General features: G+C 59.7%; 12 protein-coding genes and 1 tRNA gene. 2 read left to right on the plus strand and 11 right to left on the minus strand.

All coding sequences use genetic code 11. The annotated features are described in order from the left end of the window. Positions 1-82 precede the first annotated feature (82 nt). The 6 genes from rlmH to obgE all read right to left on the minus strand — a co-directional run bounded on the left by rlmH (position 83) and on the right by obgE (position 5,409). Complete coding sequence (rlmH, locus tag T424_RS0107000) at positions 83-565, minus strand: 23S rRNA (pseudouridine(1915)-N(3))-methyltransferase RlmH (RefSeq protein ID WP_027487104.1); 483 nt, start codon at positions 563-565, stop codon at positions 83-85. Positions 566-726: 161 nt separating this feature from the next. Further along, positions 727-1,218 (minus strand): ribosome silencing factor, encoded by a 492-nt coding sequence (gene rsfS, locus T424_RS0107005; protein ID WP_084268412.1) that lies wholly within the window; start codon positions 1,216-1,218, stop codon positions 727-729. Positions 1,219-1,253: 35 nt separating this feature from the next. After that, the gene (locus T424_RS0107010) at positions 1,254-1,901 is read right to left on the minus strand and encodes a nicotinate-nucleotide adenylyltransferase (protein ID WP_027487106.1); all 648 of its coding nucleotides are present in this window, start codon (positions 1,899-1,901) and stop codon (positions 1,254-1,256) included. Further along, positions 1,876-3,159: a glutamate-5-semialdehyde dehydrogenase gene (locus T424_RS0107015; RefSeq protein WP_027487107.1), complete on the minus strand. Its 1,284-nt coding sequence runs from the start codon at positions 3,157-3,159 to the stop codon at positions 1,876-1,878. The genes T424_RS0107010 and T424_RS0107015 overlap by 26 nt, the downstream gene beginning before the upstream one ends. Continuing rightward, positions 3,152-4,327: a glutamate 5-kinase gene (gene proB, locus T424_RS0107020; protein WP_027487108.1), complete on the minus strand. Its 1,176-nt coding sequence runs from the start codon at positions 4,325-4,327 to the stop codon at positions 3,152-3,154. Before proB ends, T424_RS0107015 begins: the two co-directional genes overlap by 8 nt. Then, positions 4,324-5,409, minus strand: a complete 1,086-nt coding sequence (gene obgE, locus T424_RS0107025; RefSeq protein WP_027487109.1) for a GTPase ObgE — start codon at positions 5,407-5,409, stop codon at positions 4,324-4,326. Before obgE ends, proB begins: the two co-directional genes overlap by 4 nt. 83 nt (positions 5,410-5,492) lie before the next feature. Here obgE and T424_RS0107030 point away from each other — a divergent pair, with 83 nt between their 5' ends. Then, positions 5,493-6,353, plus strand: coding sequence for an endonuclease/exonuclease/phosphatase family protein (locus T424_RS0107030; RefSeq protein ID WP_027487110.1), 861 nt, complete (start codon positions 5,493-5,495; stop codon positions 6,351-6,353). 101 nt (positions 6,354-6,454) lie between these two features. On the opposite strand, the gene T424_RS0107035 is transcribed toward T424_RS0107030, so the two are convergent. From T424_RS0107035 to rplU, 4 genes are all read right to left on the minus strand, one after another. Beyond that, a complete protein-coding gene (locus tag T424_RS0107035; protein WP_027487111.1) occupies positions 6,455-7,036 on the minus strand; it encodes a GNAT family N-acetyltransferase in 582 nt (193 codons plus the stop codon). Further along, on the minus strand, positions 7,033-7,671 hold the full coding sequence (locus T424_RS0107040; protein WP_027487112.1) for a GNAT family N-acetyltransferase: 639 nt from the start codon (positions 7,669-7,671) through the stop codon (positions 7,033-7,035). The genes T424_RS0107035 and T424_RS0107040 overlap by 4 nt, the downstream gene beginning before the upstream one ends. Before the next feature lie 139 nt (positions 7,672-7,810). Then, the gene (rpmA, locus tag T424_RS0107045) at positions 7,811-8,083 is read right to left on the minus strand and encodes a 50S ribosomal protein L27 (RefSeq protein WP_027487113.1); all 273 of its coding nucleotides are present in this window, start codon (positions 8,081-8,083) and stop codon (positions 7,811-7,813) included. A 37-nt stretch (positions 8,084-8,120) separates the two neighbouring features. Beyond that, complete coding sequence (rplU, locus tag T424_RS0107050; RefSeq protein ID WP_027487114.1) at positions 8,121-8,435, minus strand: 50S ribosomal protein L21; 315 nt, start codon at positions 8,433-8,435, stop codon at positions 8,121-8,123. 276 nt (positions 8,436-8,711) lie between these two features. On the opposite strand from rplU, the gene T424_RS0107055 reads away from it, so the two are divergent. Then, positions 8,712-8,801 (plus strand) — tRNA-Ser (locus T424_RS0107055). 298 nt (positions 8,802-9,099) lie between these two features. On the opposite strand, the gene T424_RS21990 is transcribed toward T424_RS0107055, so the two are convergent. After that, the coding region (locus T424_RS21990; protein ID WP_161712539.1) for an ATP-binding protein at positions 9,100-9,267 on the minus strand (168 nt) is incomplete at its 5' end.

The raw sequence follows: 9,267 nt of genomic DNA on the forward strand, positions 1-9,267 counted from the left end.
GGCACTTCAAACCTGACAACCACTATCGTCTTTTATGCAAAACAGGACGGCGATTGTCAAGAAAGATTCACAAACAGTTCGTTCAGACCCGATGATAGGGATGACCCGAAAGGATCGTCACGGCCCGGTAAAGCTGTTCTGCCAGCAGAATTCGCACGATCTGGTGCGGCCAGGTGAGCTTGCCCAGATTGAGCGTCAGATCTGCCCGCTGCCGAAGGCCGGGATCGAGACCATCGGCGCCGCCAATGACCAGCACCATGTCCCGCTTGCCGTTATCCTTGTGCAGCCCCACGAAGGCTGCAAACTCTTCGCTGTCCATACTCTTGCCGCGCTCATCGAGCGCAACAAGCAAAGCATTGGCGGGAATGGCCTTTTCCATTTCGGCAGCTTCCTCGCGCTTGCGCGTATCAGTGTTCGAGGCGCGGCTTTCCACCAGTTCCGTAACCCGCGAGAAGTCAAGGCCACAGGCAGGCCCTGCCTTGGCGAAGCGATCCAGATAACGGGCGACAAGATCCTTTTCAGGACCGGCCTTCAACCGGCCCACAGCTATGATGCCTACCCGCATGATTGTTTTCCCGCATATGAGAGCATTTCAGGAAAAGCGGAAACCGGTTTTCCATCCGAAAATGCCCAAAAACCTCCCTCCCATAAACCCATGGGTTCGCAAGAGCAATCACTCAGCCAGATCGAAGGGCATTGCCGGTCGGTCTGGACGGTGCGGGCTTGTCAGTGCAGCGTTTCCTCGCCCACTTCCGGCGCGGCCCACATTTTTTCAATGTTGTAGAACTCGCGGATTTCCGGACGGAAAACGTGGATGATGATGTCTCCGGTGTCGATCAGCACCCAGTCACCGGCTTCCAGACCCTCGACGCGCGGTGCGCCGAAGCCTTCATCCTTCATGTCGGTGACGAGATGTTCGCAGATCGCCGCGACATGACGGTTCGAGCGTCCGGATACGACCACCATGTAGTCGCCCAGCGCCGATTTTCCGGCAATGTCGATGGAAACGATGTCTTCGGCTTTTGAGTCCTCAAGACTTGCGAGGACCAGCTCAAGGGCGCGGGCTGCGGCATCGGCGCCACGTTCCGGGCTCTGCGGGAGTGAACGGGTTGTTCTTCCCTTGGCGTGTACTGTTGTCAGTGTTCGTCCTTTCCGTGAATAACAGCACCTCTTCGACTCACGGACACCACATCCGTGGGCACAATGAAAAGGTGGCACTGATTGGTTAATCTTTCAAGAGCAGCCCGCTGCAATCAACCACTCATGTCCCGGATTGCGGTGGAACTCAGCGTGGAGCGCGGGCCGTGGATAAAGGTCCAGGCTGGCGGCTTTTGCCGCCACAATACCCCGGCATCGTCTTCATCATGGCGGGCGCGCTCAAAGGCATGGGCCATTTTCGAGGACAGATAGGCAAGTGTCGCACCCGGCCGGTCTATGACGGCAATGGGAAAGGTCTGCGCGATCGTCCTCCAGTTCTGCCAGTGATGGAAGGTCTTGAGGTTGTCGGCGCCCATGATCCATATGAAATGGGCATTGCGGTTGCGCTTCTTCACCTGCTCAAGCGTGCGAGCGGTAAAACTGGTCCCGAGCCCCCTTTCGAAGGCCGTAACCTTTATGCGCGGATCCGACGCCATGGCTTCACACAGCGCAATACGCTCTGAAAGCGGCTTCAGGCCATTTCGCGCCTTCAGGGGATTGCCCGGCGTCACCATCCACCAGAGCTGGTCCAGGCGAAGACGCCGCAAGGCGATCTCCGCCACCAGCCTGTGGCCCTCATGCGGCGGATTGAAGGAGCCGCCGAACAGGCCAACCACCATGCCCCGCTCCGTATGCGGCATGGTGAGATGGCGAAAGGACAGGCGATCTTCTTCCACGTCAGCGCCGGGTCTGACCGGTGCCATGAACGCGGTATTTGAAGGAGGTGAGCTGCTCTACCCCCACCGGCCCGCGCGCGTGCATCTTGCCGGTGGCGATGCCAATTTCCCCGCCCATGCCGAATTCGCCACCATCGGCAAACTGCGTCGAGGCATTGTGCAGCAGAATGGCCGAATCCACCTCGTTGAAAAAGCGGTCCACCACCGCGCTATCCTCGGCGATAACCGCTTCGGTATGGCTGGAGGAATAGGTGGCGATATGATCGATGGCGCCCTGAATTCCATCCACCAGCTTCACCGAAATGATGGCGTCCAGATATTCCGTGCGCCAGTCCTCTTCCACGGCAGGTTTGGCAGCAGGCAGAGCGGCCATGACTTCGCTCGTGCCACGTACCTCGCAGTCCGCAGCCGCCAGAGCTTCGACAATCGGCTTCAGATGCGTGCTGGCCGCGCCCGCATCGACCAGCAGCGTCTCCGCAGAGCCGCAAATACCGGTACGGCGCATCTTGGCATTGACCACAATGGCCTTGGCCATCTCCAGATCGGCGGATTTATCGACATAGACATGGCAAAGCCCTTCCAGATGCGCAAATACCGGCACACGCGCTTCCGCCTGCACGCGGGCAACCAGGCTCTTGCCGCCACGCGGCACGATCACGTCCACCGTGCCATTCAGGCCGGAGAGCAAGGCGCCCACAGCGGCACGATCGGTTGTCGGCACAAGCTGAATGGCCGTTTCCGGCAGACCTGCCTGTTGCAACCCCTTGACGAGGGCCGCGTGAATGGCGCGGGAGGAATGCACGGAATCCGAACCGCCTCGCAAAATAACCGCATTGCCTGACTTCAGGCAAAGCGCACCTGCATCCGCCGTCACGTTAGGGCGGCTTTCATAGATCACGCCAATCACGCCAAGCGGGGTGCGCACGCGCTCGATCTTCAGCCCATTGGGTCGCTCCCAGGCGGCAATCACGTCTCCAACCGGATCTTTCAGCGCGGCAACCTCACGCAGCGCCGCGGCAATATCGTCGATGCGCGCATCGTTCAATGTCAGCCGGTCCAGAAAGGATGCCGCCACATTGGTGGCCTTCGCCGCCGCCAGATCCTTTGCATTCGCAGCCAGGATGTCGGCCTTGGCGGCAAGAATAGAATCCGCCATGGCCATCAGTGCGGCATTCTTCACCGCGCTGGATGCCCCGGCCAATGGTCGAGCGGCAGCCCTGGCATTGCGACCGATGGTCAACATCAGCGTGTCGATGTCTTCTGCCTTGGCAACCACGTCAAGCATGGGCTTCATCCTTTTTCGTCTTCGCATCACCGCGCTTTGCGGCGGTCTCGGTCATCACCAGATCATCCCGGTGTATCATGGCGGAGCGTCCGGCATAGCCCAGCAACGCTTCGATTTCACGCGATTTATGCCCGGCGATTCGCCGGGCCTCATCGGCATCGTAACCGGCAAGTCCACGGGCAATCTCCCTGCCCTCAAGGCCGACCACGGAAATGGTGTCGCCGCGCAAAAATTGCCCGGACACGTCGCGTACGCCAGCGGGCAGCAGGCTTTTCCCGGCCCTCAGCGCCGTTTCCGCCCCGGCATCCACGGTGAGGATCCCGGCAGGCTGCAATTGTCCGGCAATCCAGGTCTTGCGCGCCGTCACCGGCGTCGCCGACGGCGCAAACCACGAATGACGCGCCCCATCGTCTATCCCCTTCAACGGGTTCAACGGCTTGCCGGAGGTAATGATCATCGCGCAGCCGGCGCTGGTGGCAATCTTGCCGGCATCGATCTTGGTGCGCATTCCCCCGCGCGACAATTCCGATGCCGCCCCACCGGCCATGGCCTCGATCTCCGGGGTGATTTCGGCAATCACCGGCAGGAATTCAGCCGCCGGATCCAGATGCGGCGGCGCGGTATAAAGCCCATCTATGTCGGAAAGCAGAATGAGAAGATCGGCACCCGTCATCGTCGCCACCCGCGCGGCCAGCCGGTCATTGTCGCCATACCGGATTTCCGTGGTGGCCACCGTATCATTCTCGTTGATGATCGGCACGGCACCCAGCTTCAGGAGCTGGCTGATGGTGGCGCGGGCATTGAGGTAACGGCGGCGCTCTTCCGTATCGCCCAGCGTCAACAGAATCTGACCCGCCACGATACTGGAGCGCGACAGGCTTTCCGACCAGTGCCGCGCCAGCGCAATCTGGCCCACGGCGGCAGCAGCCTGGCTTTCTTCAAGCTTCAGCGCCCCGGCTGGCAGGCCAAGCACGGTGCGGCCAAGCGCAATCGCCCCGGACGAGACGACAAGGACCTCGACGCCACGGGCGCGAAGGGCCGCAATATCGTCGCAAATCGCCTCAAGCCACTCGGTCTTCAGGCCAGCGCCGCGATCTACCAGCAAGGCAGACCCGATCTTGATGACGATACGGCGATAATTGCCAAGCGAGGCAAGCGGGCGGGTCATTCCTCGCCCTCCTGATCCTCGTCTTCGAAGCTGACATCCGCCTTCTTGCGGTTTTTCTTCGGCCTTTCGGCAAGCGTGCCTTCCTCGCCGTCATCGGCATCGACAATCACGTCGCGCAGCGCCCGCAGCACCTCCCGCATACCCTTGCCGGAAATGGCGGAAATCAGGAAGGGCGTCTTGCCGCTGGCCTTTTTCAGCGCCTTGGCCTTCTCCTTGACCTCATCGTCGTTCAACACATCGATCTGCGAGAGCGCCACGATAACCGGCTTATCCTCAAGCCCGCCATCATAGGCTTCCAGTTCATATTTCACCGTCGTATAGGCCTTGGCGACATCTTCTTCCTGGGCAGAAACCAGATGCAACAGCACGCGGGTACGCTCCACATGGCCCAGGAACCTGTCGCCAATGCCCACACCTTCATGTGCGCCTTCAATCAAGCCCGGAATATCGGCGAGGATGAATTCCCGATCATCCACCGTCGCCACCCCCAGATTGGGATGCAGCGTGGTGAAGGGGTAATTGGCAATCTTCGGCCGCGCACGGCTGACGGCAGCAAGGAAGGTGGATTTGCCCGCATTGGGCAGCCCCACCAGCCCGGCATCGGCAATCAGCTTCAACCGCAGCCATACGGTCTTTTCCTCGCCCTCGAGGCCGGGATTGGCCCAATTGGGCGCCTGATTGGTGGAGGTTTTGAAGTGGGCGTTGCCGAAACCGCCATTGCCGCCCTTGGCAATGCGGAAGCGCTGGCCCTCCTCCGTCAAGTCGATGATCAACGTCTCGTTATCGTCTTCGAAAATCTGCGTTCCCACAGGCACCCGCAGCGTTACGTCATCGCCATTTGCGCCGGTGCGGTTGCGGCCGGAGCCGTGCATCCCGGTCTTTGCCTTGAAGTGCTGCTGGAAGCGAAAGTCGATAAGCGTGTTCAGGCCATTGACCGCCTCCACCCAGACATCGCCACCACGGCCGCCATCACCGCCGTCCGGACCGCCGAACTCGATGAACTTCTCACGCCGGAAGGAGACGGCCCCCGCGCCACCATCGCCGGAGCGGATATAGACTTTTGCTTCATCGAGAAATTTCATGGGACTGTCGTGCTTCCTGTGTCAGGATATTTCGGGATTGCGGCCATCGTTATCGCCGCTCGACGCTGAGGTCAAAGAGTATCGTGCGCTTCGTATCTTACAACATTCAATATGGCTTCGGTCTGGACGGCAATTATGACCCCGAACGTATCGCCAGAAGCCTGACTGGCGCCGACATCATCGCCCTTCAGGAGGTGACGCGCGGATGGCCCCTTAACAATGGTGCCGATCTGCCGGAGATTTTTGCCGGTTATTTCCCGGATTACCATTGGGTCTACGGACCTGCCTGCGACCTTCACGGGTCGTCCGAACTGATTGGCGGACGCCGCATCGACCGGCGATGCCAGTTTGGCAACATGGTGCTGTCGCGCTGGCCTATTCTCAGCAATCGTCTGTTGCTTTTGCCGCGCACGCGCACTTTCGAAAAGCTGAACATGCAGCGCGGCGCGACAGAAGCGTTGATTGACGCGCCCGGCGGCCCGTTGCGCGTCTATTCGGTTCACCTCGATCACGTTTCGCCGGATGAACGCATCGCCCAGATCCACGCGCTGATCGCACGCGCCATCGGTTTCAGTCGCGAGGGCGGCGCCATGAGCGGCGGTGATCAGTTTCATCTGCCCCGACCACCCTTGACGGAAGACTTTCTGCTGATGGGCGACTTCAACATGGAGCCGGAATCGCCTGAATATTGCCAGATGGCCGGAACGCTGGACCGCTATTACGGACGGACCGTGCGTGCCGATGTGCCCACCGATGCGTTGGCGCATATTGGCCGCATCACGCCCGACAGCCATAGCTGGATCAACGTGTCGCGACCGCAACAGCGCATGTTGCTGGATTATTGTTTTGTCAGCGGCTCTCTGGTTCATCGTCTCAAGGATGGCTGGATCGACTATGATGCACAGGGCTCGGACCACCTGCCGGTCTGGGTTGAGTTCGGGTAGGGCGGTCCTTCATTCGGCAAAGTCTGAAACCTGTGAAGACAGCTCGCTTTCGCCCTGAGGGAAAACCCTGGATGCGCACCGTGAAGCACGCATCCAGCCGGTCATGCACCCTTGGGACGCCGGAAATCCTGCGCCTGTAGCCGGCTATCAATCAGCGGAACCATGGCATTGCGGGCAAGGCTGAAAACATCGCGGCAATCGAGCAGTTCAAAACCCAGCCTCTCCTGGAGCCGCAGCGATGCAGCATTATCGGCAAAGGCGCCTGAATGCACCTCGCCATCCGGCATACGGCGCAGGAACCGGTCGAGAGCCGCACCCACTGCCTCTGTCATCAGGCCCTGCCCCCAATAAAACCGGTTCAGCCAGTAACCGAGATGCCACTGACCGTGACGAAGCTCCAGACTGACCGAACCGATATGCAGATCATCGCCCTCGGTGATGGCCAGATGCCAATCCGCAAGCCTGCCGGAGCAGGTCCGCCGCAGCCAATCCCGCGCATCCTCCGGATGGTAAGGCATGGGAACGCGGCTTAACATCCGCGTCACCTGCCAGTCATTCAGTGAGGCCGCCATGGCATCGGCATCCGTCATGCGGTGCGGGCGAAGCACCAGCCTTCTGGTTTCGATGATCGGGCAGGGGCCGGGAGCGGCAATCGCGCGCGGCCGTTCGAGAAGGGCGTTCATCGCATTTCCCCCCAGCTCTTGAGCGACATCCAGGTCTTGCGGTCAAGCCGATACCACTCCACCGGCATCATGCCCCGGCCCGCCAGATGCGCGACCATTCCGCTGCCCTGAAACTGAAAGCCGCTCTTCTGAATAACGCGCCTTGCAGCAACATTGGTCACACGGCAACGGGCATCGAGAAAGCTTATATCTTCCCGAGTGCGGAAAGCCATGTCGATCAACGCATGGGCTGCTTCCGTGGCATAGCCGTTGTTCCAATAGGGTTCGCCCAGCCAATAGCCAAGCTCCAGCGTTTCGGCATCATTCACATGCGGTTCGAGCGCGCAGCAACCCAGAAATTCGCCATTCTCGGCTTTCGTGATGGCATAGACGCACTTGCCAATCTCGCCGAGATTGGAACGTCGCACGAAATCTGCGGCGTCCGTCGCCGTATACGGGTGCGGCATACGCGACACCATGGAGGCAATGGCGGCGTTGTTGGCAAGATGGGCAAGGGCGTCAATGTCTTCTACGTGCGGCGCGCGCAAAACGAGCCGCTGCGACAAGAGAACAGGGCAACTCGACCTTAACCGATCCGGCCTCAACCGATCGTCGGGCGACCGTGATTGGTCATCCCTCAACATTATGCTTTGCATGGTTCAGTCTCCTTCAGGTTGAAAAGAGGTCAAAGAAAAAGGGAAGGTGGGTGACGTCCCATCTTCCCTTTTTGCTTTGCTGAACCTGCTACGGTCAGCCGGGTCGATGAGACGCCGGCTGATTTAACGCGCTACCGGCTTATTCCGCGGCTTCCGCCGTTTTCGGCATAACGGACACGAATACGCGGCCGTTGGACTTCGTACGGTACGTCACATTGCCGGCGGAAAGTGCAAAGAGGGTATGGTCCTTGCCCATGCCGACATTTGCGCCCGGATGCCACTGCGTGCCGCGCTGACGAACGATGATGTTGCCCGGAATGACGACTTCGCCGCCAAACTTCTTCACGCCAAGGCGCTTGGATTCAGAATCGCGACCGTTACGCGAGGAACCGCCAGCTTTTTTGTGTGCCATTGGAGTTCTCCTTTAAACCTTGTTCTCGTTGACCGGATTACGCAGCGACGATGTCGGTGATGCGTACGACGGTGTGATGCTGACGATGACCGCGCGAACGCTTGGAGTTCTGGCGACGACGCTTCTTGAAGGCGATAACCTTCTTGCCGCGGGTCTGCTCGACAACTTCAGCCTTCACGGTTGCACCGGCAACGAAAGGAGCGCCAAACTTGGCATCAGCGCCTTCGCCAACAACGAGAACCTCGGTGAATTCGATGGTTGCACCAGCTTCGGCTTCCAGCTTTTCGATGGTCAGCACGTCGTTGGCACTTACGCGGTACTGCTTACCGCCGGTCTTGATGACTGCGAACATTTTTTAACCTTTCATGTTCGTTCCGGCTCTTCTCACAGAAGCAAGAGGCCGTCTTTTTGCCAGTCGGAATGGCAGGCGAACCCACCAGCGAAACTCCACCCCTGGGTGAAGAACGGTTAGACGCAGTTATCCACATCTAAAGTCACGCTGCGGATACGCGACACCTCCGACGCTGTCAAGGCAAAAGCCCGGAATTTTCGATATTTATCTCTTGCCAGCCGCCCGAATGATGGCTATGAAGCCCCCCGCACCGACAGGGTGCCGACCAGATTACCCGGAGAGGTGGCTGAGTGGTCGAAAGCACCGCACTCGAAATGCGGCATACGGGCAACCGTATCGTGGGTTCGAATCCCACCCTCTCCGCCATTTGGGTTTCACTCCCCGCCGCTTGCCCCGCAAATCCTTGGATTTTCACATAAAGTCTCCGGTTGCCTGCGGCCTTACCGGGAGCAGAAAACATGCGGGTATCGCGCGGGGTACACACTGGGGTATCGCTGGAGCCATCGAATGGCGGCACTGAATGTCAATCGGCGTTGTAACGGGACCCCTTATCGGCTCCCAAAAGGGACCCCTGCCTCTGGTTGCATCGGGTCAGCGCGCGTAGGCCCGGAGCTCTCCATTTAGCGCAGGGGCCTGCGGGCGCGGGTTGTTTGTCTTTTCGGCTTTAGCTTTGAGAGCGGTTTTTAAAGCGCCAGGATTCGTTCCCGGTTTCCACGATCTCGCAATGGTGGGTGAGCCTGTCGAGCAGAGCGGCGGTCATTTTGGCATCGCCGAATACGGCTGGCCACTCGCCGAAGGCCAGGTTTGTCGTGACGATGATCGATGTCCGCTC

Source organism: Allorhizobium undicola ORS 992 = ATCC 700741, assembly GCF_000621665.1.
Taxonomy (GTDB): domain Bacteria; phylum Pseudomonadota; class Alphaproteobacteria; order Rhizobiales; family Rhizobiaceae; genus Allorhizobium; species Allorhizobium undicola.

Coding starts and splice junctions, on each gene's coding strand:
- rlmH (WP_027487104.1), bottom strand. CDS start 565: ATGCGGGTAGGCATCATAGCTGTGGGCCGGTTGAAGGCCGGTCCTGAA.
- T424_RS0107010 (WP_027487106.1), bottom strand. CDS start 1,901: ATGGCACCGGTCAGACCCGGCGCTGACGTGGAAGAAGATCGCCTGTCC.
- T424_RS0107015 (WP_027487107.1), bottom strand. CDS start 3,159: ATGCTTGACGTGGTTGCCAAGGCAGAAGACATCGACACGCTGATGTTG.
- proB (WP_027487108.1), bottom strand. CDS start 4,327: ATGACCCGCCCGCTTGCCTCGCTTGGCAATTATCGCCGTATCGTCATC.
- obgE (WP_027487109.1), bottom strand. CDS start 5,409: ATGAAATTTCTCGATGAAGCAAAAGTCTATATCCGCTCCGGCGATGGT.
- T424_RS0107035 (WP_027487111.1), bottom strand. CDS start 7,036: ATGAACGCCCTTCTCGAACGGCCGCGCGCGATTGCCGCTCCCGGCCCC.
- T424_RS0107040 (WP_027487112.1), bottom strand. CDS start 7,671: ATGCAAAGCATAATGTTGAGGGATGACCAATCACGGTCGCCCGACGAT.
- rpmA (WP_027487113.1), bottom strand. CDS start 8,083: ATGGCACACAAAAAAGCTGGCGGTTCCTCGCGTAACGGTCGCGATTCT.
- rplU (WP_027487114.1), bottom strand. CDS start 8,435: ATGTTCGCAGTCATCAAGACCGGCGGTAAGCAGTACCGCGTAAGTGCC.